The organism is Lacinutrix sp. 5H-3-7-4 (assembly GCF_000211855.2).
GTDB lineage: Bacteria > Bacteroidota > Bacteroidia > Flavobacteriales > Flavobacteriaceae > Lacinutrix.
Genome location: NC_015638.1, coordinates 2237097 through 2262385 on the forward strand (window position 1 = coordinate 2237097; position 25289 = coordinate 2262385).

24 protein-coding genes and 1 riboswitch are annotated in these 25289 nt (G+C 30.0%); of the genes, 12 read left to right on the forward strand and 12 right to left on the reverse strand.

The genetic code is table 11. The annotated features are described in order from the left end of the window. Position 1: 1 nt before the first annotated feature. The 3 genes from LACAL_RS10025 to LACAL_RS10035 form a co-directional block, all read right to left on the reverse strand. Positions 2-1729, reverse strand: coding sequence for a phospho-sugar mutase (locus LACAL_RS10025; RefSeq protein WP_013870615.1), 1728 nt, complete (start codon positions 1727-1729; stop codon positions 2-4). Positions 1730-1792: 63 nt separating this feature from the next. After that, complete coding sequence (locus tag LACAL_RS10030; RefSeq protein ID WP_013870616.1) at positions 1793-2737, reverse strand: glycosyltransferase family 2 protein; 945 nt, start codon at positions 2735-2737, stop codon at positions 1793-1795. 36 nt (positions 2738-2773) lie between these two features. Further along, positions 2774-3304 carry a DUF4199 domain-containing protein gene (locus LACAL_RS10035; protein WP_013870617.1) on the reverse strand — a complete coding sequence of 177 codons (531 nt, stop codon included), beginning with the start codon at positions 3302-3304 and terminating at the stop codon, positions 2774-2776. Positions 3305-3464: 160 nt separating this feature from the next. Between LACAL_RS10035 and LACAL_RS10040 the strand changes: the two genes are divergently transcribed. The 3 genes from LACAL_RS10040 (at position 3465) to LACAL_RS10050 (ending at position 5761) form a co-directional block, all read left to right on the forward strand. Beyond that, positions 3465-3716: a type B 50S ribosomal protein L31 gene (locus LACAL_RS10040; protein ID WP_013870618.1), complete on the forward strand. Its 252-nt coding sequence runs from the start codon at positions 3465-3467 to the stop codon at positions 3714-3716. Between the two features lie 129 nt (positions 3717-3845). Then, entirely contained in the window at positions 3846-5021 is a 1176-nt protein-coding gene (locus tag LACAL_RS10045) for a GlmU family protein (protein WP_013870619.1), read from the forward strand. A gap of 44 nt (positions 5022-5065) precedes the next feature. After that, positions 5066-5761, forward strand: coding sequence for a lysoplasmalogenase (locus LACAL_RS10050; RefSeq protein ID WP_083817720.1), 696 nt, complete (start codon positions 5066-5068; stop codon positions 5759-5761). Positions 5762-5765: 4 nt separating this feature from the next. On the opposite strand, the gene LACAL_RS10055 is transcribed toward LACAL_RS10050, so the two are convergent. Continuing rightward, positions 5766-7394 (reverse strand): ABC transporter substrate-binding protein, encoded by a 1629-nt coding sequence (locus LACAL_RS10055; RefSeq protein WP_013870621.1) that lies wholly within the window; start codon positions 7392-7394, stop codon positions 5766-5768. A gap of 98 nt (positions 7395-7492) precedes the next feature. Between LACAL_RS10055 and mtaB the strand changes: the two genes are divergently transcribed. Next, positions 7493-8815, forward strand: a complete 1323-nt coding sequence (gene mtaB, locus LACAL_RS10060) for a tRNA (N(6)-L-threonylcarbamoyladenosine(37)-C(2))-methylthiotransferase MtaB (RefSeq protein ID WP_013870622.1) — start codon at positions 7493-7495, stop codon at positions 8813-8815. Positions 8816-8852: 37 nt separating this feature from the next. On the opposite strand, the gene LACAL_RS10065 is transcribed toward mtaB, so the two are convergent. Next, positions 8853-9149, reverse strand: coding sequence for an N-acetyltransferase (locus LACAL_RS10065; protein WP_013870623.1), 297 nt, complete (start codon positions 9147-9149; stop codon positions 8853-8855). Between the two features lie 122 nt (positions 9150-9271). Here LACAL_RS10065 and LACAL_RS10070 point away from each other — a divergent pair, with 122 nt between their 5' ends. The 4 genes from LACAL_RS10070 to LACAL_RS10085 are packed head-to-tail and all read left to right on the forward strand — an operon-like array spanning position 9272 to position 12805. Continuing rightward, complete coding sequence (locus tag LACAL_RS10070; protein ID WP_013870624.1) at positions 9272-9934, forward strand: alpha/beta hydrolase; 663 nt, start codon at positions 9272-9274, stop codon at positions 9932-9934. 53 nt (positions 9935-9987) lie between these two features. Further along, complete coding sequence (locus LACAL_RS10075) at positions 9988-10917, forward strand: lytic transglycosylase domain-containing protein (protein WP_041301464.1); 930 nt, start codon at positions 9988-9990, stop codon at positions 10915-10917. Beyond that, positions 10918-12378 (forward strand): cardiolipin synthase, encoded by a 1461-nt coding sequence (gene cls / locus LACAL_RS10080; RefSeq protein WP_013870626.1) that lies wholly within the window; start codon positions 10918-10920, stop codon positions 12376-12378. 40 nt (positions 12379-12418) lie between these two features. Then, complete coding sequence (locus LACAL_RS10085; protein WP_013870627.1) at positions 12419-12805, forward strand: sulfite exporter TauE/SafE family protein; 387 nt, start codon at positions 12419-12421, stop codon at positions 12803-12805. Between the two features lie 57 nt (positions 12806-12862). Here the strand turns inward: LACAL_RS10085 and LACAL_RS10090 are convergent, their stop codons facing one another. Then, on the reverse strand, positions 12863-13447 hold the full coding sequence (locus tag LACAL_RS10090; protein ID WP_013870628.1) for a hypothetical protein: 585 nt from the start codon (positions 13445-13447) through the stop codon (positions 12863-12865). A 288-nt stretch (positions 13448-13735) separates the two neighbouring features. Between LACAL_RS10090 and rpmH the strand changes: the two genes are divergently transcribed. The 3 genes from rpmH (at position 13736) to LACAL_RS15045 (ending at position 17600) form a co-directional block, all read left to right on the forward strand. Next, a complete protein-coding gene (rpmH, locus tag LACAL_RS10095; RefSeq protein WP_013870629.1) occupies positions 13736-13897 on the forward strand; it encodes a 50S ribosomal protein L34 in 162 nt (53 codons plus the stop codon). A 101-nt stretch (positions 13898-13998) separates the two neighbouring features. Continuing rightward, positions 13999-16851 (forward strand): carbamoyl-phosphate synthase large subunit, encoded by a 2853-nt coding sequence (gene carB / locus LACAL_RS10100; protein ID WP_013870630.1) that lies wholly within the window; start codon positions 13999-14001, stop codon positions 16849-16851. Positions 16852-16976: 125 nt separating this feature from the next. Continuing rightward, the gene (locus LACAL_RS15045; protein WP_013870631.1) at positions 16977-17600 is read left to right on the forward strand and encodes a T9SS type A sorting domain-containing protein; all 624 of its coding nucleotides are present in this window, start codon (positions 16977-16979) and stop codon (positions 17598-17600) included. Between the two features lie 50 nt (positions 17601-17650). Here LACAL_RS15045 and LACAL_RS10110 read toward each other — a convergent pair whose 3' ends face one another. From LACAL_RS10110 to LACAL_RS10135, 6 genes are all read right to left on the reverse strand, one after another. Next, positions 17651-18205: an acyl-CoA thioesterase gene (locus LACAL_RS10110; RefSeq protein ID WP_013870632.1), complete on the reverse strand. Its 555-nt coding sequence runs from the start codon at positions 18203-18205 to the stop codon at positions 17651-17653. A gap of 4 nt (positions 18206-18209) precedes the next feature. Further along, on the reverse strand, positions 18210-18566 hold the full coding sequence (locus LACAL_RS10115; protein ID WP_013870633.1) for a hypothetical protein: 357 nt from the start codon (positions 18564-18566) through the stop codon (positions 18210-18212). A 36-nt stretch (positions 18567-18602) separates the two neighbouring features. Further along, positions 18603-19988: a DNA recombination protein RmuC gene (gene rmuC / locus LACAL_RS10120; protein ID WP_013870634.1), complete on the reverse strand. Its 1386-nt coding sequence runs from the start codon at positions 19986-19988 to the stop codon at positions 18603-18605. 72 nt (positions 19989-20060) lie between these two features. Then, positions 20061-20855, reverse strand: a complete 795-nt coding sequence (locus tag LACAL_RS10125) for an ABC transporter ATP-binding protein (RefSeq protein ID WP_013870635.1) — start codon at positions 20853-20855, stop codon at positions 20061-20063. An 89-nt stretch (positions 20856-20944) separates the two neighbouring features. Beyond that, positions 20945-21961: an iron ABC transporter permease gene (locus LACAL_RS10130; RefSeq protein ID WP_013870636.1), complete on the reverse strand. Its 1017-nt coding sequence runs from the start codon at positions 21959-21961 to the stop codon at positions 20945-20947. Further along, positions 21962-23116, reverse strand: a complete 1155-nt coding sequence (locus LACAL_RS10135; RefSeq protein WP_013870637.1) for an ABC transporter substrate-binding protein — start codon at positions 23114-23116, stop codon at positions 21962-21964. A gap of 70 nt (positions 23117-23186) precedes the next feature. Then, a riboswitch (cobalamin riboswitch) is annotated at positions 23187-23410 on the forward strand. A gap of 27 nt (positions 23411-23437) precedes the next feature. Between LACAL_RS10135 and LACAL_RS10140 the strand changes: the two genes are divergently transcribed. After that, positions 23438-25288, forward strand: coding sequence for a TonB-dependent siderophore receptor (locus tag LACAL_RS10140; protein ID WP_013870638.1), 1851 nt, complete (start codon positions 23438-23440; stop codon positions 25286-25288). The last annotated feature ends 1 nt before the right edge of the window (position 25289 follow it).

The window sequence follows — 25289 nt, forward strand, 5'->3', positions numbered from 1 at the left end:
ACTATAACTGCATATCTTTAATAATAGCATCAATCTTAGCTTCCAATTGTTGTTCCGTAGCAGTAAAGTCTGCCACATTGTCTAAAGTTGTATTTACGCTTATGTAGAATTTAATTTTTGGTTCTGTTCCACTAGGGCGTAAAGCTATTTTACTTCCATCTTGCGTATAGTAAATTAAAACATTAGATTTTGGTATATTAATTTTAGAGATTTCTCCTGTGGTTATATTATTAGAGGTAGATAGTTGATAATCTTCTATTAAAGTAACTTTAGAGCCATTCACTTCTTTTAAAGGATTTTCTCGTGCATCAACCATCATTTGTTTTATTGCTTTAGCGCCTTCAATTCCTTTTTTTGTAATAGATATTAAACGTTCTTTATAAAAGCCATGTTCTATATATAAATTTATTAATTCTTGATACATAGAGCTATTGTTAGCTTTTGCCTGCGCAGCAATTTCACAAGCTAATAAAGCAGATGTGTTTGCATCTTTATCACGTACAAAATCGCCAACCATAAAACCAAAACTTTCTTCGCCACCACCAATAAAATCAAGCTCTGGAAAATCTTTTATCATTTTGGCTATCCATTTAAAACCGGTTAAGCCAATTTTACATTCTACCTTATAGGCTTGTGCTAATACAGACATCATTGGAGTTGATACAATAGTACTGCCTATAAATTGGTTGTTATTAATTTTATTATTGTTTTTCCATTGTTTTAATAAAAAATTGGTCATTAAAAGCATGGCTTGATTACCGTTTAAAATAACCATTTCGTTATTTAAATCTCTAACGGCTATACCAACACGATCACTATCTGGATCTGTACCAATTACAATATCTCCATTAACTTTGTTGGCCAGTTCTATTGCCATTTTTAAAGCTTCTGGTTCTTCGGGATTTGGAGAAACAACTGTTGGGAAATCGCCATTGGGTTCACGTTGCTCTTCAACAATATTTACGTTTGTATAACCAGCGCGTTTAAAAGTTTCTGGTATTGTTGTAATCGATGTGCCATGTAAGGATGTAAATACAATGTTTAAATTTTCTCTTGCTTCTTTTGGCGTATTAAAACTTCCGTTTTTTACTGATGCATCTATAAAAACATCATCAACACCTTTACCTATATAATTAATTAAATTGTTGTTTGCTGTAAATTTAATTTCAGCATAATCTAAATTATTAATCATTTTTATTATTTCGGCATCTTGTGGTGGTACTAATTGTCCGCCATCTTGCCAATATACTTTATAGCCGTTGTATTCTGGAGGATTGTGTGATGCAGTTAACACAATACCACAATGGCAATTAAGATGTTTTAAAGCAAAAGATAACTCTGGAGTAGGACGTAAGTCTTCAAATAAAAAGACTTCTATATTATTTGCAGAAAATACGTTAGCTACTACTTTTGCAAGTGTTTTACTATTATGTCTACAATCAAAAGCAATGGCTACTTTTAGTTTTTCACCAGAAAACACTTTGTGCATATAATCGCTAAGTCCTTGTGTGTTTTTGCCTAATGTGTATTTATTTATTCTGTTAGTTCCAATACCCATAACACCGCGCATGCCACCTGTACCAAACTCTAAATCTTTGTAAAAACTTTCTTTTAATTCTTCTGGATTTGTACCAATTAAATCTTTAATATGAGTTTGAGTTTCTTGATCAAATGCAGGTGTTAACCATGTGTTAACACGTTCTAGTAATTTTGGTTCTATATAAATCATATCGCAAGGTGGTGTTTAGTAACAAAAATACACAATAAAAAAAAGTTTAAAAAGTATTAATCTTTAATTTAATTCTTCTTTTATAAGGTAGCGTTTTTTGTTTTGTTTTGAGCGTAATATTATTTCACCTAAAAAGCCTGCGATAAAAAATTGGGTACCTATTATCATGGTTGTTAGGGCGATATAAAATTGTGGTCGTTGTGTAATTAGTCTACCATGAATGTTAAAAAACAGTTTGTCTATACCTAAGTATGCAGCGAAAATAAAGCCTGTAGCAAACATTATAACTCCAAGCGCACCAAAAAGATGCATTGGGCGTTTTCCAAATTTAGTTATAAACCAAATGGTAATTAAGTCTAAAAAACCATTTATAAAACGATCCATTCCAAACTTAGTTTCACCATATTTTCTTGCTTGGTGCTGTACAACTTGTTCTCCAATTTTTGTAAAACCTGCATTTTTGGCAAGTACAGGAATGTAACGGTGCATTTCTCCATTTACATCTATGTTTTTTACAACATTATTTCTGTATGCTTTTAGCCCGCAATTAAAGTCGTTAAGTTTTACTCCAGAAGTTTTTCTTGCAGCCCAATTAAAGAGTTTAGATGGTAGATTTTTTGTAAGTTTATTATCAAAACGTTTCTTTTTCCATCCAGAGATTAAATCGAAATTGTCTTGAGTTATTTTTTTATAGAGTTCTGGTATTTCTTCAGGATTGTCTTGTAAATCTGCATCCATGGTAATTACAACTTCGCCAGTTGCTTTTTCAAAACCCGCATGAAGTGCTTGTGATTTCCCAAAGTTTTTTAAAAATTTAATACCTTTTACATTACTATCTTTTTGAGATAAGTCTTGTATGGTTTGCCAAGAAGCATCGGTACTACCATCATCTATAAAAATAATTTCATAAGAAAAACGATTGGATTGCATAACTTTTGCAATCCAATCGTGTAATTCTGTAAGCGACTCTTCTTCGTTAAGTAGTGGTATGACTACTGATATATTCATATTATTATTTCAAAATGAAATTCAAATATAAAACTATTATGCGTTTTCTGGGTTTCTTTTCACTATTAAAGCTACAATTAGTCCAATTACTGCCTGAATTACTAAAAATATAACGTTAGATTGTAATTGAGGACCAATAGAAAATTGATTTTTTTGAGCTTCCATTTGTTCTACAGTTTGAGCAACAGCATCTTCTGGAGCGTTAAAGTTACGCATCATTTGTACTGTAGTTTCAATTGTTTTTTCTTTTAAAGTAATAGCAGCTTCTGGATCTACAAAATTAAAAATTACAATACTAATTACCATACTTATAAGTATACCAATAGCAACTGTTATAAAATAAGAGCTAAAGGCTTCTTTAAAAGTAATAAATCCTCCTTGCATTTTTTTAGATTTAATGGCAGATACTATTCCTGCAATAATAATTACTATTAAAAATATGATACCAAGCCACCATTTAGTAAGTAAATCAAGGTATAGCGCGTAGCCTAAAATTGTTACAAGTGCTAAAAAACCACCTAAATAAAGGCCGTGATTAATAGCTGAAGATTTTGTTGAAGTTTCCATAAATATTGGTTTAATTTGTTAATTACTATTGTTAGTATTCAAATATAGAAAAACGTTACATAAAATAAGTTTTAATATTTTTAATAAAAAAGATTGCTCATTTATAAAATTTGGTTAAATTTGCACCTCGAAAATAGAATACATAATAAAGCAATTAGCGATGAAAAAAGATATACATCCACAAAATTACAGAGTAGTAGCATTTAAAGACATGTCTAATGACGATGTTTTTTTAACAAAATCTACTGCTAATACAAGTGAAACTATTGAAGTTGATGGTGTTGAGTATCCAGTAGTAAAAATGGAAATATCTCGTACATCTCACCCTTTTTACACAGGTAAATCTAAATTAATTGATACGGCTGGTCGTATTGATAAATTTAAGAACAAGTATGCTAAGTTTAAAAAATAATTTAGTATTACTATAATATTTAAAAGCCTTTCAGTTTTAATTGAAAGGCTTTTTTAGTTTTCTTCATTTACACTACATTTGTTTTAGCTATTTAAACAAGAAGCTAAACTTCTAAACCTTTTATTGCTTATGAATTATATTCTTTTTGATGGGCCTGCTAGAAATCAATTATTACCATTTACATATACAAGGCCAGTTGCAGATATTAGAGTTGGTATTTTAACCATTAGAGAAAAATGGGAAAAGTATTTACAAACTACTACAACTACAATAACCGAAGATTATTTATCTAATAAATGGCCAATGGTAGAATTAGAAGAAAATATAATGATAAATGCTTCTTTTTGTCCAAATCAAGATTTGGTTGAAGTTATAAAAGGTCTTAAAGAAAAGCAGGCAATTTTTAATGACGAAGATTTAATTGCATTTTATGCGAAAGAAGCTCAAGAAGATATAAATTTTGATGAGTTTGAAGCTATAGAATACAATAAAGAAGTTTTTAAAATTGAAAATACCTGGGATATTTTTTCTAAAAATGGAGAAGCAATTACTCAAGATTTCGATTTAATAACAGAAGACAGAAAATCTCAACCAATTTCTAATACTAATAATATATTAGGAGGAGAAAATATTTTTGTAGAAGAAGGCGCAACTTTAGAGTTTGCAACTTTAAATGCAAAAAACGGTCCTATTTATATTGGAAAAAATGCTGAAATAATGGAAGGTGCTATTGTGCGAGGTCCATTAGCACTATGTGATAATGCAACTTTAAAGTTAGGAGCAAAAATTTACGGACCAACAACTGTTGGACCACATAGTAAAGTTGGTGGTGAAGTAAATAACTCGGTAATATTTGGATACTCTAATAAAGGTCATGATGGTTTTTTAGGAAACTCTGTTTTGGGCGAATGGTGTAATTTGGGTGCAGATACCAATAATTCTAATCTTAAAAATAATTATGCAGAAGTAAGACTCTGGAATTATGAAACAGAAGGTTTTGCAAAAACAGGTTTACAATTTTGTGGCTTAATGATGGGAGATCATAGTAAATGCGGTATAAATACTATGTTTAATACAGGAACAGTTGTAGGTGTTAATGCTAATATATTTGGAAGCGGTTTTCCAAGAAATTTTGTGCCAAGTTATAGTTGGGGTGGAAGCGCTGGCTTTTCAACTTATTTAACTAAAAAAGCTTTTGAAGTATGTAAAGTTGTAATGGCAAGACGTGATATTGAATTTACAGCTACAGATAAAGAGATATTAGAACACATTTTTGAAGAAACCAAAAGATTTAGACGTGATTAAATATATTTAAAATAGATTATATTGTATATCTCAAGTTTAAAATAATGATGAAGATAATTAAAAGTAGCCGCTATTTTGCTATACTTTTTCTTTTTTTACTATTGGTAGATGTGTATATAAAAACACATTTAGAAAACGTACCATATCGCTATATATCTAAGTTTGCAGTTATAATAAGTCTATTGTTTTATTATAATATTAATAAGAAACACAATAGCTTTAAATATCAAGCAATAACTATTGGTTTGTGTTTTTTCTTGTTAGGAGACCTTCTTATTATAAATTATTTTGAAACTGTATTTTTTGTTATAGCAATGATTTCGTTTGTTATTGGGAAAATAATGTACTGTATAAAGTTTTCAAATAATAGAGATTTTAATTTAATACGATTATTGCCATTTTCCTTCTTTAGTTTTCTTTTAATGGTGCTAATTTTAATGTTAGTTATTAATAAGTTAGGTAACTTTTTTATACCTGTTTTATTATACTTTTTTGTTTCTTTATTAATGTTCTTGTTTGCTTATTTAAGAAAAAACGATGTTAATAAAATGAGCTATTACTTAGTTTTTTTAGGTATGTTTTCTTTCTTAATATCTGAAACTGTTATGGTTTTAAAAACATTTTATATACATATACCATATAACCAAACAGTAATAATGTTATCTTACGGTCTAGCGCAGTATTTAATTGTATTGGGTATTATTAATGAAAAAAAACAACCAAATTTTTACGAGATTTAATTTTTTAAAGTTTACTAACGTATTTAAGTTTAAGTAAATTTATTGGGTTACTTGTTAAGCCTTTTACTTCTTTTTTTGTAAACCTTATGGCCTCATCATAATATAGAGGTACAACAGGTGTTTTACTCATTATTAAACTATCCATTTTAGTATATAATAACTCTCTTTTTCTAGTATTAGTTTCTAAAAAAGATTGTGCATACCACTTATCAAAAGTACTGTTTTTAAAATGTGTGTAATTTGGACCATTTGGAGCAAAATTGCCACTATAATAAAGCGATAAATAATTTTGAGCATCAGGATAATCTGCAACCCAACTTGCTCTAAAAAAATCTAACTTACCGTTAGCTTTAGCACTTTTTAAAGTAGAAGCAGGTACAACATCTACATTAACTATAAGTCCAGTTTTTTGTAATTCGCGTTGTATGTATTCACAAAAATTTAAATAATTACCAGTAGTTGTAATAGTTATCTCTGGAGTTTTATTATTACTCTCCTTTTTGTATTCATTAATTAATAGTTTTGCTTTTTCAGGATTGTATTTAAAACCAATATTGGCATTATACCCAGGTAAACCTTTTGGTATAAAACCACCATTTGCAGGTATACCTATACCGTTTCGCAAATAAGTCATCATTTTTTTTCTGTCAAACCCATAATTAATCGCTTGTCTTATAAGTTGCGATTGTACTTCTGGGATATTAGAATCTAAATAAAATGCCAAATACTCTGTGTTTAAATAAGGGCCGCGAAGCATATTTATATTATTTGAATACTTCTTTCTTAGTATACCGCTACTTGTTAAAATATCATCTTGATAAGAAGCATCAAGCGAGTTTAAAAAATCTAAATTGCCTTGTATAAATTGTAAAAATTCACTCTGTTTATCTGGTAAAAAGGTAATAGCAATAGCCTCGAGATATGGTAATTGTACACCATTTTCATCATATTCAAAATAATTGTTGTTTTTTCTAAAAACCAATTTAATATTTTCTTCCCAACGTTTAAATTTAAAAGGACCAGTTCCAATTGGGTTTGCTCTAAAGGCAGTGCCATAATGTTTAACAATTTCTTGTGGTACAACAGCGCAATATTTCATAGATAGTTTACCTAAAAAGGAAGGATCTGTTGATTTTAAAATAATAACTAAAGAGTCTTTTTTTACTGCTTTAATATCCCATATGTTATTTACAACCCAACTACCAGGAGAAGCTAGCTTTTCGTCACAATTTCTAAATAAACTATACTCAAAATCTCTTGCAGTCACTGTACGTGTAGAATCTTTTCCAAACAATTTGTGTTTATGAAAATAAACATCATCACGCAATGAAAACGAGTAGGTAAGTGCATCGTTACTAATACTCCAGCGTTTTGCAATACTTGGTTGTGCATTTAAATTATCGTCCATTTGTACTAAACCATCAAAAAGTTGATTTACAGCCCAAATATCTGCATTGTCTTTTGCAAAAGCAGGATCTAAAGAACCAATGTTTTTATGCTCGTTGTATCTAAAAACAAGGGTATCATCAATCGTATTTTTTTTGTTAGAACATGAAAAAAACAAAAATAAAAGGCAAGCTATTGGTAAATAGTTAATTAAACTAGAATATTGCTTGTTTTTCAATTTTATCATTTTGTAATTTAGTTGTAAATTTGCGCTTCCTTTTAAAAGAGAGTTAATTGGTAAATATAATGAGATTTCTTTCTGTAAGGAAAAGATAAAACTATAAAATGAATAAAAAAGTCGCATTTTACACTTTAGGCTGTAAGCTAAATTTTTCTGAAACATCTACTATTGCTAGAAGTTTTAAAGAAGAAGGATTTAGCCGTGTTGAATTTAATGAAACAGCAGATATTTATGTTATTAACACATGTTCTGTTACAGAAAATGCCGACAAACGTTTTAAAACTATAGTAAAACAAGCTCAAAAAGCAAATCCTGAAGCTTTTGTGGCAGCAGTTGGTTGTTATGCGCAATTAAAGCCAGAAGAATTAGCAGATGTTAATGGTGTAGATTTGGTATTAGGCGCAACCGAAAAATTTAAAATTACAGATTACCTTAACGATCTTACAAAAAACGATTTTGGAGAAGTACACTCTTGCGATATTAATGATGCAGATTTTTATGTTGGTAGTTACTCAATAGGCGATAGAACACGAGCGTTTTTAAAAGTACAAGATGGTTGTGATTATAAATGTACATACTGTACTATTCCATTAGCAAGAGGAATTTCAAGAAGTGATAAGTTAGACAATGTACTTAATAATGCTAAAGAAATTTCAGCAAAAGGTATAAAAGAAATAGTACTAACTGGTGTAAATATTGGCGATTATGGTAAAGGTGAATTTGGAAATAAAAAACACGAGCATACCTTTTTAGAACTCGTAGAAGCTTTAGATAAAGTAGAAGGAATAGAGCGTTTACGTATCTCGTCTATAGAGCCAAATTTATTAAAAAACGAAACCATAGAAGTGGTAAGTAAATCTAGAGCATTTGTACCACATTTTCATATTCCTTTACAAAGCGGTCATAACGATATTTTAAAATTAATGAAACGTCGTTACATGCGAGAATTGTATGTAGATCGCGTTGCAAAAATTAAAGAAGTTATGCCACATGCATGTATTGGAGTAGATGTTATTGTTGGCTTTCCAGGAGAAACAGATGAGCACTTTTTAGAAACTTATAATTTTTTAAACACTTTAGATATTTCTTATTTACATGTTTTTACATACTCTGAAAGAGATAATACAGAGGCAGCAAGTTTTAAAAACGTAGTGCCAAAAAATATAAGAAGCAAGCGAAGTAAAATGTTACGTGGCTTAAGTGCTAAAAAGCGTCGTGCTTACTACGAAAAACAAATAGGAACTTCACGAAGTGTTTTATTTGAAGGTGAAAATAAAGAAGGTTATATACACGGTTTTACAGAAAACTATGTAAAGGTAAAAGCGCCTTGGAATCCAGAATTAGTAAACACAATACATCAAGTTAATTTAACCAAGATTGATGATGATGGTTTAGTGCGTTTTGAATTTGAAAACGTATTAGTATAAAAAAAAGCCGAAACATTTGTTTCGGCTTTTTTCTTAATTAAATTCTTAAACCAACAGGAAGTAATTTTTTATACTGTCTATTGCGTCGTATAAACTTTGCAATTTCTGGACTAGTAGGAACAATACTTAAATTACGCTCCTCAATATGTTGAAATACAATTTTTAAAAAATCACTCGTAAAATTTTCATCATTTATCGCTTCAGGAATTATAAGTTTTGTTAAAAAAATTTTTCGTTCTTGAAGAGAATATTCAATTTTAGCAAAATGATCTTCGGTCTTAATCTCAAATTGACGTTGAAATTCATTGTCAACTAACTCGGCAGCATCAATCATAATTTATGGGTTTTAATTTATTCTAAGGGATTCAAAAATAGTGCCAACTATTTTATAGCTTTACACTTTACAAAAGTACGACAATTAAACGTCATTAAGTTTCTAATTATTGTTAAAACCTTATGATTCAAGAAGTAATACATGTTTATTTAATGCCAGGAATGGCGGCTAATCCATCAATTTTTGATAATCTTTCATTAGACGAGAATATATTTAAATTACATCCATTATCCTGGGAAATTCCTTTTAAAAACGAAACGCTTAGTGATTATGCTTTACGTATGACCCAAAAAATTAAACATGAAAATGTTGTTTTATTAGGTGTTTCATTTGGAGGTATTTTAGTTCAGGAGATGAGTAAACATATAAAAGTGAGAAAACTTTTTGTAGTATCTAGTGTGAAAACTAAACACGAATTACCAAAACGATTTAAAGTTTTAAAAGCAACAAAAGCCTATAAATTACTACCAACGCAACTAGCTGGAAATTTAGACTTATTAGCAAAATTTGCTTTTAGAAATTTAATTAAAAGAAGAATAGAACTTTATAAAAAATACCTATCGGTTAACGATAAGTATTATCTAGATTGGTCTATAGAGCAAATAATTAACTGGAGTCAAGAAAAAGTAATAGAACAAGCTATCCATATTCATGGAGAAAAAGATATTGTTTTTCCACACCAATATTTAGGTGAATGTATTACCATAAAAAACGGAACACATATAATGATTATCGATAAGTATAAGTGGTTTAACAAGAATTTACCTAAATTAATTTTAGAATAATATTAACTGTAATTCATTAAATTATTTTAATTTTATAAAAAAAGAAAATGATGATGAAACATGTTCAAAAAATACTAGCAGGAATAGGCTTAATTTGCTTAGCTGCTTTATTTATAAATGCTTTTCAAGAAGCACCAACAGATGAAAATTTACAAAAGAAAATAATAAACGATTATAATGTTTATGCCTTACAAGTTCCAGATTACTTAGATTTTGCTGGCGAACCTGTACCATTAGAAAATCCAGATATTTTAGAACGTATGGATAAAGAACTTTTAGTAAATACCTATTGGCAATCTAATGGTTTATTAATGTTTAAACGTGCTCAAAAATACTTTCCTATTATAGAGCCTATTTTAGCAAAAAATGGGATACCAGACGATTTTAAATACCTAGCAGTAATAGAAAGTGGTTTAACAAATGCAAAATCTCCAGCAGGAGCAAGTGGCTTTTGGCAAATAATGAAAACTACAGGAAGAGAAAATGGCCTAGAGGTAAACAGTAATGTAGATGAGCGTTACCATTTAGAGAAAGCAACACAAGTAGCTTGCGATTATTTAAAAAAATCTAAAGAGCGTTTAGGATCTTGGACTAATGCTGCAGCTGCATACAATGCAGGAAATTACGGTATATCAAAACGTTTAGAAGCACAACAAGTAAAAAACTATTACGATTTACTTTTAGGAGAAGAAACAGGACGTTATGTATTTAGAATTATAGCGCTAAAAGAAATTTTATCTAACCCAAGTAAATATGGGTTTAACTTTAGAAGTAAAGATCTGTATTCTAATATACCAACCTACCAAGTACCTGTTGATACGGTAGTAAAAGATTTTGCATCTTTTGCTAAACAATTTGGCATTAATTATAAAATTTTAAAAATCCATAATCCATGGTTAAGAGAAAGTAAACTTAATAACGCCTCTAGAAAGCAATACTTTATAGACATTCCTGAAAAAGGTTATTATGAGACACAACCTTAGATGATAGAGTTTTTTAAAAACAATTGGTTTGCAATAATTATTGGAGTTAACTACCTACTGGCAATCTCTGCAGTAATTACAATATTATTACGAAACATAAACCCAACAAAAACACTAACGTATATTATTACGTTAGTGTTTTTTCCGTTTTTAGGATTATTAATTTATTATTTGTTTGGCCAGGAATACCGAAAAAATAAAATGTTTAACCGAAAAAACATTTTAAACCAAAGCATAATAAAAGAATTAAATGAAGATTTAGAAAAAACCAAACAAGAATTAGATGAGCTTGAAGATGATTTTTTAAACGATAAAGTAAGACTTGTAAAACTGCTTCAAAAAAGTGATAAAGCACCATTAACGCGATGTAATAAAGTTGAAATTTTAAAAAATGGTGAAATAAAATTTAAAAAATTATTTCAGGATTTAGAAAAAGCAAAGCATCACATACATGTAGAATACTATATTGTTAAAGATGATAAAATAGGCTCACAATTATTAAATATTTTATGTAAAAAAGCTAAAGAAGGAATAGAAGTACGTTTAAGTGTAGATGATGTTGGAGCAGATATTTCGCGTAAGATGAAACACAAATTAAAAAATTGTGGCGTGGAGTTTTTCTCGTTTATGCCAGTGCTTTTTCCAAAATTTACAGGTAGAATGAACTACCGAAACCATAGAAAAATAGCAATAATTGATGGTTTGGTAGGCTATGTTGGCGGTATAAATGTATCAGACAACTATGTAAATAAAGCAGATAGAGATTTTTATTGGAGAGATACAAGCATTAGAGTAGAAGGCGAAGCTGTAATAACTCTACAAGTCCAATTTTTAACCAATTGGCAGTTTGTGTCAAATTCTAAAATTGAAAACATTTCAAAAGAATATTTTCCTAATAAACCTTGTGATGACGATGTAGCAGTACAAATTGCAGCCAGTGGTCCAGATACAGATTGGGCAAATATTATGGATGCTATGTTTAGTGCAATATCATCGGCAGACGATTATATATATTTAACTACGCCATACTTTATTCCAAACGACGAAATTATTATGGCCTTACAAATAGCCTCACGAAGCGGTATAGATGTAAGAGTTTTAATACCAGATGAGAGTGATTCTAAAATAGCCAAATATGCTACTAATTCATATTTACAGCGTTTATTTAATGCAAACATAAAAGTATATCGTTATACAAAAGGTTTTATTCATGCAAAAACAATGGTTATTGACGATGTATTCTCTACAATAGGAACAGCAAATACAGATTATAGAAGTTTTAATATTAACTTTGAAATTAATGCAATTATATATCATAAAGAAAGAAGTAAAGAACTGAAATCTATTTTTATGGAAGATTTAAAAGATGCAGAAGAAATGAATCCCGAAAAATGGGAACATAGGCCTAAAATCGAAAAGTTAAAAGAAGCTTTTTGTAAACTTTGGGCACCTTTACTATAAAATAAATTAGAATAATATCGCAAGCGCGAAAAATAAAAAGATGAAAACAAAAATGGATTTACAAATAATACTTATATTAATAATTGTTGGCCTTTTAGCTGGAGTTTTTAGCGGTATGTTTGGTGTTGGTGGAGGTGTAATTATGGTGCCGTTAATGGTTTTTGCATTAGGGTATACACAACATCAAGCACAAGGTACAAGTTTAGCCGTTTTGGCAGTTCCTGTTACTTTTTTAGCAGCATATACTTATCATACTACTGGAGACAACCCAATTAATTTTAAGTACGCCCTTATAATAGCAGTTTGCTTTGTTTTGGGAGGATATTTTGGAACCAAAATAGCTATTTCTATAAACGAAACATTATTAAAAAAGATTTTTAGTGTACTATTAGTAATAGTTGCAGTAAAAATGTTTTTTAGCAAATAGTTTTAAATAAAAAAAGGCTCACAAACGTGAGCCTTTTTTATTTACTAGAATTCCTTATTATCTTCTTGAAGCTCTACGTTGTGCACGCATACTTCCGCCTTGACCAAAATGTTGGTTTGGAGCGCCTTGTGCACGTTTCATATTAGCTTTCATTTCTTTAATTTGCTCCTTAAGCATGCCTTGCTTGTCTAGTTTTTGAGCTTCATTAATAAGTATTGTTGCTTCTTGTTTTCTGCGTTTAGAGAAAGCAATACCAGCTAAGTTTAGTTTTGCCATTGCCATATCCTGGTCCATACTTAAACCAAGAGCAACCGCTTTTTTAAAAAACTTTTCAGCTTTATTCATATCGGTTTGAGATACCATAATACCTTGTAAATAATTATAATATCCTTGTTGTTTAGTTACCAAAGCAGCTTCAGGATTAGAAATTTTATTTAACCATTTTTGAGCACCAGGAAAATCTTGTTTTCTTAACCTTAAAAAAGCCAGTAAAATCATTTCATTTTTAAAATATAAAAACACAAAAATTAAAGCTAAGAAAATAAGCATAATGCCATTACCAATGTTACCTTCAATAAATTGCCATACAGCAGTAGCTAAAATTAAACCAGCTATTATTAATTTAAATACTTTATTATACATTTTATATTATTTTTAATTATCGCCTCATGTAAATTGGCGTTCATTTTGTTAAATTAGACTGCAAAGAAACTCAATTTTTATTAAATATGCTGTGTAAAAAAACTGTTTTGTACTTTCGCTAAGCCTAATTTTATTATAAATAGCTTTAATTTTTAGATAAAATCAATTCTAAAGAAAAAATTTTAAAATAAGGTTTGTGAAATTAAAAAGTCGTTGTATATTTGCGCTCAGTTTTAGAGAAGACTAAAACATTAAAATAATTACAATTCAGATTTAAAACATAAGACAATGCCAAAAAGAACGTTTCAGCCATCAAAGAGAAAGAGAAGAAATAAACATGGTTTTAGAGAAAGAATGGCTTCTGCTAACGGTAGAAAGGTATTAGCGCGTCGTCGTGCTAAAGGAAGAAAGAAATTATCTGTTTCATCTGAAACTAGACATAAAAAATAATGATTAACAATTGTTAATATTTTGGAGGCGTTACTTAGGTGTAACGCCTTTTTTTATATTCAAGTTTTACTATTTTTGCACCACACAATTCAACTATTAAAATGCCAAAAAATTCTAAATTAAAATCAATACTAATTATAGGCTCAGGTCCTATTGTTATTGGTCAAGCTTGTGAGTTTGATTACTCTGGAACACAAGCATTACGTTCACTTAGAGAAGATGGAATTGAAACCATACTAATCAATTCTAATCCTGCAACTATCATGACAGATCCTTCAATGGCAGATCATGTTTACTTGTTACCTCTAACTACAAAATCACTAATAGAAATCCTTAAAAAACATCCGCAAATTGATGCTGTTTTACCTACTATGGGAGGACAAACTGCACTTAATTTGTGTATTGAAGCAGATGAAAAAGGAATCTGGAAGGATTTTGATGTAGAAATTATTGGTGTTAATATCGATGCCATAAATATTACCGAAGATAGAGAGAAGTTTAGAGAATTAATGCTTGATATTGGTATCCCAATGGCACCACAAGCAACAGCCACTTCGTATTTAAAAGGTAAAGAAATTGCACAAGAGTTTGGTTTCCCATTAATTATTAGAGCCTCATTTACTTTAGGTGGAGCAGGAGCTTCTTTTGTTTATAAAGAAGAAGATTTTGATGAACTTTTAACACGTGGTTTAGAGATTTCTCCAATCCATGAAGTCATGATTGATAAAGCCTTAATTGGATGGAAAGAATATGAGTTAGAGCTTCTTAGAGACTCTAACGACAATGTTGTTATTATTTGTGCTATTGAAAATATGGATCCTATTGGAATTCATACAGGAGACTCTATTACTGTTGCTCCAGCAATGACATTAAGTGATAAAACATACCAAAAAATGCGTGATATGGCAATACATATGATGCGTAATATTGGAGATTTTGCAGGTGGTTGTAACGTACAATTTGCTGTAAGTCCAGACGAGAAAGAAGACATTATTGCTATCGAGATTAATCCTCGTGTATCACGTTCATCTGCATTAGCAAGTAAAGCAACAGGTTATCCAATTGCAAAAGTAGCTGCTAAATTAGCTTTAGGTTATCATTTAGATGAACTAGAAAACCAAATTACAAAATCTACATCTGCTTTATTCGAGCCAACTTTAGATTATGTAATTGTAAAAATTCCTCGTTGGAATTTTGATAAATTTGAAGGATCAGACAGAACTTTAGGTTTACAAATGAAATCTGTTGGAGAAGTTATGGGAATTGGACGTAGTTTCCAAGAAGCCTTACACAAAGCAACACAATCGCTTGAAATTAAACGTAATGGTTTAGGTGCAGATGGAAAAGGTTATAAAAATTACGACCAAATTATAGATAAATTAACACATGCAAGTTGGGATCGTGTATTTGCTATATATGATGCCATACAAATGGGAATTCCATTAAGTCGTATTCATGAAATCACAAAAATTGATATGTGGTTTTTAAAGCAATATGAAGAGTTATATTTCATTGAAAAAGAAATCTCAACCTTTACAATAGACACTATACAAAAGGATTTATTACTTGAAGCGAAACAAAAAGGATATGGAGATAGACAAATAGCACACATGCTAGGTTGCCTTGAAAGTGAAGTTTATAATAAGCGAGAAGAATTAAATATTAACCGTGTTTATAAATTAGTAGATACTTGTGCAGCAGAGTTTGAAGCAAAAACACCTTACTATTACTCAACATTTGAAAACGATGTTGAAACAGCAGATGGTGTACGTCAAGCAGATAACGAAAGTATAGTTACAGACAAGAAAAAAGTAATAGTTTTAGGTTCTGGTCCAAACCGTATTGGTCAAGGTATCGAGTTCGATTATTGTTGTGTTCACGGTGTTTTAGCTGCAGCAGAATGCGGTTATGAAACCATCATGATTAACTGTAATCCAGAAACAGTTTCTACAGATTTTGATACAGCAGATAAATTATATTTCGAACCAGTATTCTGGGAACATATTTACGATATTATTAAACACGAAAAGCCAGAAGGTGTCATAGTACAACTTGGTGGACAAACGGCTTTAAAATTAGCCGAAAAGCTAGAGCGTTATGGTGTAAAAATATTAGGAACTAGTTTTGAAGCTTTAGATTTAGCCGAAGATAGAGGTCGTTTTTCTACGTTATTAAAAGAATTAGAAATTCCTTATCCAGAATTTGATATTGCTACAACAGCAGACGAAGCTTCTGCAATTGCAGATGTTTTAGATTTTCCAATATTAGTTAGACCATCTTACGTACTTGGAGGTCAAGGTATGAAGATTGTTATTAATAAAGAAGAACTTGAAAAGCATGTAGTAGACTTGTTAAGTCGTATGCCAGGAAACCAATTACTTTTAGATCATTATCTAGATGGTGCAATAGAAGCTGAAGCAGATGCTATTTGCGATGGTGAAAATGTGTATATAATTGGTATTATGGAGCATATTGAGCCTTGCGGTATTCACTCTGGTGATAGTAACTCTTTACTACCTCCTTTTAACTTAGGAGATTTAGTAATGCAACAAATTAAAGATCATACTAAAAAAATTGCTTTAGCATTAAATACAGTAGGTTTAATAAACATACAGTTTGCTGTTAAAGATGATAAGGTTTATATAATTGAAGCCAATCCAAGAGCCTCAAGAACGGTTCCGTTTATAGCAAAAGCTTATGGAGAACCTTATGTAAACTATGCAACTAAAGTGATGCTAGGTGAGAAGAAGGTTACAGATTTTAACTTTAATCCAAAGTTAAACGGTTATGCTATTAAGCAACCAGTATTTTCTTTCAATAAGTTTCATAATGTAAATAAAAAATTAGGTCCAGAAATGAAGAGTACTGGAGAAAGCATCTTATTTATTGATGATTTAAAAGACGATGAATTTTACAATTTATACTCAAGACGTAAAATGTATTTGAGTAAGTAATATTTTATTTTTAATTATAAATTATTGAGGTACAGGTTTTTATTTTTTTAATCTGTACCTCTTTTTTTATTTATTTTTTTCTATGAGTGTCGATTTTTTTTGTACTTTTAAATAAATCTACTTATATGATGAAAAAATTACTCTTTATTTTATGCATAAGTTTATCATTAAGCTTATCTGCACAAGTCGAAACAATCACTATAGATTGGAGTTTTGGATCAGATCCAACTGCATCAGGAAATGCAAATACAAATAGAACTATAGAAGTAGGAGATACGGTAGAGTGGAATTGGTATGCTTCAGGTACTCACAATGTTGCTTCTACAGGAGGAACCGAAACCTTTAACAGTGGAGCTCCAACTAGTACACCAGGTGTAAATTTTTCTCATACATTTACAAGTGTTGGTACAACAGATTTTGTTTGTCAACCACACTCAACAAATATGTTTGGAACAATAACAGTTGTTTCTGAAGGCTCTTTAGGAACTCAACAATTTGATTCACCAACAAAGTTTTCAATTTTTCCAAATCCAGGAAATAATGAAATGAATATTAATATTCCCACTTTAAGTGATGAAAGCTTAAGTTTGGAAGTTTTTGATGTTCTTGGCAAAAGAGTATTAAATGAAAATTTAAGTGGTTTACAAACTACAATAGATATTTCTAAATGGAAAAGTGGTATGTATTTGGTACGATTAGCATCACAAAATCAAGATGTAAAATTAACTAAGCGTTTTGTAAAACTCTAGTTTAAAACATACAATAAAAAAAGAGCTTTAAATTTAAAGCTCTTTTTTTATTAATAATTATCAGGTAATTCTATTTTAACTTTTAAATCTTTTAATTGATCTAAATAATGGTGATGCGAAAAATTTTGGTCATTAAACTCTGCTTGCCTGGTTCTTTTAGTTTCATTTCGTTTAATGGCTTTTAAATAGCGTTTCACTTCGGTTTTATCGTTTAAAATTAAACCAGGAACTTCAACAGATTTTCCGTTTTCATCTTTTGCAACCATTGTAAAATAAGAAGAGTTACAGTGTTTTTTGGCTCCTGTTTGTATATTTTCTGCTTCAACACGAATACCAACAACCATAGAAGTTCTACCAACATAATTAACAGAAGCTTTCATAGTAACCAACTCGCCAACCTCTATTGGGTTTAAAAAATCTACAGTATCTACAGATGCCGTTACGCAATAGGTTTTAGAGTGTTTACTGGCACAAGCAAATGCTATTTGGTCCATTAAGCTTAATATATAACCACCGTGAACTTTTCCACTAAAATTTGAATGCGATGGTAACATTAATTCAGATATGGAGATGCGTGAACCATCTACGGTTTTATAATTAGGCATAATTTTATGGGTTTTCTGTTGTGTTAAGCTCTACTTTAGTTACAAAATAATGTGTGTCTCCTAACCAAAATAAGGTTTTATAACGTTCAAAATAACTTAACTTTACTAAACGACCTTGGTATTTGTTTAAATCTTCAATTACTTGTGTTTCTCCATCTTCTACAGAGAATTTAAATATTTGTGCTTCACTAACACCTTGGCTAATTTCGCCTTCCCAGGTTTTAAACAATACACCTTTTTTACTAAACTTAACTAATTCTCCAGCTCTAACGCCTTCACTGTAAGTTACAAAATAGACAAAGGCAAAATAGCCAGCTATTAGTAGTAATATAACGATAAAGGTTTTAATTAAAAATTTCATAAAATATATATTAGAGTAAGTTAGTTTTTTATGTGTTTATTCTTGGTCTGTTGCACGTTTAATAAATGCTTCTGGTAAAGACTTTTTTGCTTTTGCTCCTAATTTTTTAATTTTTTCGACACTCCTAATTAGGTTTCCACGACCATCTACTAATTTATTCATAGCAGCAGTATAATCTGTTTTTGCAGCATCTATTTTTTTTCCAACACCAGTCAAATCAGATACTAATCCTTCAAACTTATCGTATAAAGCTCCAGCTTGACGCGCAATTTCTATGGCATTTTGTTGTTGCTTTTCGTTATTCCACATGGTATCAATAGTACGTAAAGTGGCTAGTAGAGTAGAAGGTGTTACAATAACAATATTACGCTCGAAGGCTTTATTGTAAAGTGAGTTGTCTTCGTTTATTGCAATTGCAAATGCAGGTTCTATTGGGATAAAAAGCAATACAAAATCTGGAGAATCTATATCATACAAATCTTGATAATTTTTAGCTGAAAGCTGCTCTACATGTTTTTTAATAGAGTTTATGTGTGCTTTTAAATGTTGACTTCTATCTTCCATTTCGGCATTTACAAAACGCTCGTAATCAATTAAAGATACTTTACTATCTATAATCATGCGTTTATTGTTAGGTAAATGCAACACAACATCTGGCAGTACTCTTGTGCCATCTTCTCGTGTGAAACTTTGTTGTACGTAATATTCTCTATCTTTTTCTAAGCCAGATTTTTCAAGCACGCGTTCTAAAACAAGTTCTCCCCAATTACCTTGCATTTTATTGTCTCCTTTTAAGGCTTTGGTAAGGTTAGTGGCTTCTTTTGTCATTTGTTGGTTAAGCTCTTTTAAACCTTCTAACTGGGTTTTTAAAGCAGAATGTAAACCAAAGTTTTCTTTGTGTGTATCGTCCACTTTCTTTTCGAAAATTTGTATTTTCTCTTGTAGCGGATTTAATATATTCTTTATGTTTTCTTTATTCTGAAGTGTGAATTTTTCAGATTTAGCATCTAGAATTTTATTTGCTAAATTTTCAAAATCTGTACGCAGTTGCTTTTGGCGTTCTTCTAACTCTTCATCTCTTTTTAAATTAAGCTTTTGAAGATTTTCATATTCTGAATTTCTTCTCGTTAACTCAGTACTTAAAAAATCTTTTTCACGCCTAATGTCTTCACGTTCGGTTTCAATTTTAGAAAGCGATGTTTTTAACTCTTCTATTTTATTTTCGAAATTCTGGTTTTGTTTTTGGTTTTCAGTTTCCGAAAACTGTTTAAAATCATTAAACTGTTGCTGTAAATTGGCATTTCGTTCTTCTAAAGTACTTTTTTCACTTTTACTTTTTAGTTTAGTAAATAGCATACCTAAATACGCACCAATGGCAGCTGCAATTAATATGGCAATAATGAGGATGATGTTGTCGTTCATTTATTTTATTTGAATTTTATCAAAGATAATTTTTTTAGACGTAAGACTAAGAAACAAGCAAATAGTTTTCTCTTATTTCTTTACTCTAAAGCTTTTAGTTTTGCTATCGAAAACAATTAAATCGTCTGGAAATAATGTATTAAATGCACCTTGATTTATAAGATTATCTGGTGTGTTTTGGATACAGTTTTTATTACTCATTACAATTAAACTATCACAAAGCTGAATGGCTAAATCTATTTCGTGAGACGAAAATAAAATAGTTTTATTGGTTTCCTTAGCTAGTTTTTGAAGCAGTTTTAAAATGTATGCTTTGTGGTACATGTCTAAATGCGACGTTGGTTCGTCTAGAATAATCAAATTGGTATCTTGTGCTAAAGCTCGCGCAATCATTACTTTTTGTAATTGTCCGTCACTTAATTCGAAGCATTTTTTATTTTTTAAATCTTCAATATTTGTTTGTGATATGGCTTTATCTATAGTAGCTATATCGCTATTAGATAAATTACCAACCCAATTTGTATAAGGTTGCCTACCAAGTGCAATAAGCTCGAAAACGGAAAGATTTTTAGACGATACTGTTTCGGTTAAAACCAAACTTAATACTTTTGCTAATTCAACTGAACCATACTTAATTAAAGTCTTAGAGTTAATATTTATTTCACCATTTAATTTTGGTTGTACATTAGTTAACGTTCTTAGTAATGTAGATTTGCCAATGCCGTTTGCACCAACTAAAGCTATTAATTCGCCTTGTTTTAGTTCGATATTTATATTTGAAGCAATAACAGATGTCTTCTTTTTGGTTTTATAACCAATAGAAAGTTGTTCTGTTTTTAAGATTATATGTTTGCTTTTTTCTTTCATTAATTTTTATTGCTTTGTCATGCTGAAATTGATTCAGGATCCATGTGGATTCCGCATCAAGTGCGGAATGACAATGGTGTTTTTTTTATTTAAAATATCATTTTACGCTTTCTCACTAACAACCATATTACTACAGGAGCGCCAATTAAACTTGTAATAGCGTTTATTGGTAATGTATAATCTGTATTTGGTAATTGTGCAATGCTATCGCAAATAAGCATAATTATAGCGCCAAATAAAAATACGGCCGGCAATAATATTTTATGGTTTGATGTATTAAAAACTTGCCTAGTAATATGTGGTATTGCTAAACCAATAAAAGCAATTGGTCCTGCAAAAGCTGTAATTGTTCCTGCAAGTAAACTTGTTGCAATTATAATTATTAAGCGACTTTGTTTAATATTTAAACCTAAACTTTTTGCATAGTTTTCTCCTAATAATAATGTGTTTAATGCTTTTATAGATGCTATACTAAATAGTAAGCCTACACTATAAATTAATGCAAATATTTTGAGTTCGTTCCATTGTAAATCGCCAAGACTTCCAAAACCCCAAAAAATGTATTGTTGTAACTCTTCGGCAGAACTAAAATACGACAGTACACTAACTACCGCAGCTGTAATACTACCAAACATAAGCCCGATAATTAAAATCGCCATAGTATCGCGCACACGAGAAGATACTATTAAAACCGTAAGTAAAACTAAAAAACTACCTAAACTTGCGGAGATAACTAAACTCCATTTAGAGATAAGTAATGTTGCAAAAAAGCCACCTAAAACCGATGATCCCATAATAATAAGTGCAACACCTAAACTTGCACCAGACGTTATGCCTAAAACAAATGGTCCTGCTAATGGATTGCGAAATAAGGTTTGCATTAATAAACCAGATATGCCTAAACCTGAACCAACTAATATGGCTGTTATGGCTTTTGGTAATCTATAGTTTAGAATAATGTAATTATCTGCATTACCTGTTAAGCTATTAAATACAGTATTAAAAGGTATAGAAATAGAACCTAAACTAACATTCGCAAAAAAGAGTATAATTAATACAATTATTAGAATGATAAAAGAAAGTTTATATGATTTTGATGTTACCAATTAGTCTAATTTTTTAAAGAAAAAAGGCTCGTAATTTTCTAATAATTCTGGATGACAAACTTTAATAATATCTTTTAAAACTAGATCTGGTCTTGCAGTGCCTAACTCATAATATAAAACACCTCCGTTTTTTCCCGTAGTGTTAGTAAATGAATATACTTGCTTGTTTTTAAAGGCATCAAATTTAGTGTAATGTTGGCTAGCTTCTTCTAAGGCTTCAAGACTTGTGTAATACGAAGGACTCAACCATAAATCGGCAGTTTTAGCTTTTTCATAAACCACTTCAAAATTTAAGGCAATACTTCCTTTTTCGGTTGTGTCGCTCCATAAGTAGTTTGTATTAGCATCTTTTAAAAACTGTGCTTCTGTACTTGTTCCGTTTGGTAAATACCATACATCTTTATGCATAGCTCCAGATAAAATAGTAGGTTTATTTTTTGCATTTAAGGCTAGTTTTTTAGCTTGAGTGTAATCTTTTTCAATTTTATTAAAAATAGAATCGGCCTGTTTTTCTTTGTTATATAAAGCACCAAAAAACTTAATCCATTCGGCTTTTGCCAATGGCGATTTTTCTACCCAATCACCATTATAAATTACTGGTATATTAGCTTTTTTAATAGTTTCTAAAGATTTACTTTTTCCATCTACACCAAAAGCGACTACAACATTAGGGTTAATATCTAAAAGTACTTCGGTGTTTATACCTTCATTTTTTCCTAATTCTCTAACAAAACTACTATCAATTCTAGTTCTTGTTTTTTCAGATGAAATATAATCTGTTCCCGGAAAACCAATTAGGGTTTCTTCAACATTTAAAAGCTCTAAAGCAGGAATGTGCGTTGTAGAGGTTACTACAATTTTTTCAATAGGTGTTATTAAAATACCATCGTACTCCTCTTTCATAAACGTAGTTTTAGCGGCTTCTTCTGCTGAAATTAGAACGTATTTAAAAGTTTGTGTACTGTTTGGCCATGGGCTTTTAATCTCTAAAATAGAATAGTTGCCGTTTTTTGTAATTGTAAAACCTTCAGCATAGGTATTTGTTTTGTTTTCACTTTTTTCAACATTTACGGGAGGTAATTTACGGTTAATGCTTTTATCTTCTTTACATGAGAATATTGAAATGGCAATAAAAAGGAATAGTATATTTTTCAAAAGCTTTGGTTTTTACAGTTCAAAAATAAGATTATTTAATCTTTTGTGTGTTAGATTAAACAAAAAGAGTAGATTTGCGTTGAATTTTGGTTCGACTTTGCAATTAAGCATGGTTGATTAAAAGGGAATCAAGTGCAAAACTTGAGCTGTTCCCGCAACTGTAATTTTATACTCAACTTGTTTGAGTACCTTTTTTAAGGGTGTTACTAACTTCAAAACCACTGGAAAACATTTCTGGGAAGGTATGGTAGCATTAAAAAAGTCAGGAGACCTGCCAAATTCATTATCAAAAAAATCTTCGGGAGAAAGATTTTAAGATTTATGAAAAAACGTATTCTATTTTTATTTGCAATTTTTTGTGGTTTAAGCTGTTTGGCTCAAACTAAGCTAGACTCTATTCAAAATTTAGATGAAGTTGTTTTAAATGATAATAAACTTATAGAAAATGGTAAAGGTTTTAAAATAACTGTTTTAAACGATTCTGTTTTAAGTAAAAACAATACCTCGTTTACAAACTTATTGCGTTTTAATTCTAATATTTATTTTAAAGAAAATGGTTTTGGAATGGTTTCTTCGCCATCTTTTAGAGGTACAAATGCATCTCAAACAGCAGTGATTTGGAATGGAATTTCTATTAACTCTCAACTTAATGGGCAAACCGATTTTAATACCATAAATACAAATAACATAAATAAAGTTGTTATTAGAAATGGCGGTGGAAGTGTACAATATGGAAGTGGCGCTATTGGCGGAAGTATTCACTTAGATAATACACTAAGTTTTAGTTCACATTTAAAAAATGATGTTAAACTTAATTACGGCAGTTTTGATAGTAAAAATGTAAGTCTTGTTACAGATTATGGAAGTGATAAATTCGCCTTTAATGTTGGAGTAAATTATATAGAATCTGACAATGATTATAAATATTTAGGTTTAGATCAAGTTAATGAAAACGGAGCTTTTAACAATTTAAGTTTTAGCGCTAATTTGGGATATTTTATTTCTGATAATGATGTAATTAAACTTTATCATCAGTCGTATTTGTCAGATAGAGAATTTTCTGGTACAACAGTAACTCCATCTAATAGTAAATATGAAGATAAAAACTCGAGATCTATGTTGGAGTGGTTTAGAACTGCATCTGCATATAAATCTTCGTTTAAAGTCGCATATTTAAAAGAACATTTTGAATATTACCAAAATAAAGATTCAGAATTCTTTTCTTTTGGAAAAGTTAATACGCTTGTGTTAAAACATAGTTTAGATTTTAATTTATCTAAAACACTGTCTGTAAAAAGTATTTTAGATTACAATTATTTTCAAGGTGAAGGCAGTAGTTTTGGTGAGCCAAATAGAAACGCATTTTCTGCTACAGGATTACTACAATACAACCCAAATAGTAAACTAAATATAGGCTTAAATATACGTCAAGACGTAACGTCTAATTTTAAAAGTCCATTATTGTTTTCTATTGATGGCGTTTATGGTTTTTCTAAATATTATAAGTTAAAAATTAATGCTTCAAAAAATTATAGAGTACCTACTTTTAATGATTTGTATTGGCAACCTGGAGGCAATTTAGATTTAGTTCCAGAGTCTTCTTACCAAATAGATTTAGGTCATGTACTTAATTATAAAGCCTTTCAATTTAACTTAAATACGTATTATATTTCTACTGAAGATTTAATACAATGGCAACCAGGCGCATCTGGTATTTGGTCACCAGAAAATATAGCAAAATCTCAAAGTTATGGAGTAGAAGCAGGATTAAATATTACAAAGACTTTTAATAAACAAGAGTTTATTTTTTCTTCTAATTATTCTTATACAGTATCTGAAAACGTTGAAACTAATAAGCAATTAATCTATGTGCCTTTTCATAAAGCAAACGCATCTATTGCTTATCGTTTTAAAAGGTTTTCTATGTTTTATCAGCATATGTTTAATGGCGAAGTATTTACAACTGCCGATAATTTAAAAGGTTCTTTTTATAGCTTAGAACCTTACGATGTTGCTAATTTAGGACTTAACTATAAAGTAATTAAAACAACAAAAAACCAATTGGATTTAAGAGTAAACATTGATAATCTTTTTAATGAAATTTATCAAAATGTAGCTTTTAGACCAATGCCAAACAGAAACTTTAATATTCAATTACACTATAAATTTTAAA